We start from the raw sequence: 688 nt of genomic DNA, 5'->3' as shown, positions 1-688 counted from the left end.
GGTGCGCCAGCAGCAAGTCCAGCAACCCTTGCGCCGCCACCGAAAGGCTGCGCCCGTCGCGCCGGATGACATACAGCGTGCGCACCAGCCCCGGCAGGGGCAGCGGTCGCACCACCAGCTCCGGCAGGCGGAACTGGAACAGCGCCAGCGCAGGAATGACGGTGATGCCCAGGTTGGCCGCCACCAGCGCCGCCGCCGTGGCCAGATGTTCGACTTCCATGCCGCTGCGCAGCTTCGTTGGATGCAGCGCCGCATCCAGGTATTGCCGGATGCTCGTGTTGCGCGCAAGGTGGATGAACGGCGTATCGACAAGATCGCCCACGGCCAGCGCCGGCTTGCGCGAAAGCGGGTGCTCCTGATAGCAGACGAGGTGGAAGTCATCGGTGCAGAACGGCTGGGCGGCCAGGCCTGCCATGTCGGCGCCCATGGCCGCGATGGCGAAGTCCGCCGCCCCGCGCCGGACCATGTCGATGCATGAGTCCGACAGTTGATCGTGCAGCGCCAGTTGAATGCCCGGATGCTCTGCAGAGAATCTGGCCAGCACGCCAGGCAGAATCCCCGCCGCGATCGACGGCAGCGCGGCCACCGTCACGCGTCCGGTGCGTGCCGCGGCGCGATCGCGCAGCTCGGAGAACGTCGCCTCGAAATCGGCCAGCAGGCGCAGCGCCGATTCCGCAAAGGCTTCGCC

The 688-nt window shown here is 68.5% G+C and carries 1 protein-coding gene; it reads right to left on the bottom strand.

Annotated elements, in window-relative coordinates:
• A partial coding sequence (locus D1614_RS28080; protein WP_119440488.1) for a LysR substrate-binding domain-containing protein occupies nt 1–688 on the bottom strand: 688 nt, incomplete at both ends.

Source organism: Maribellus luteus, from assembly GCF_003576475.1.
Classification (GTDB): domain Bacteria; phylum Bacteroidota; class Bacteroidia; order Bacteroidales; family Prolixibacteraceae; genus Draconibacterium; species Draconibacterium luteum.
The sequence above is the reverse complement of the archived record's forward strand: the minus strand, read 5'-3'. Positions and strand labels throughout refer to the sequence as shown.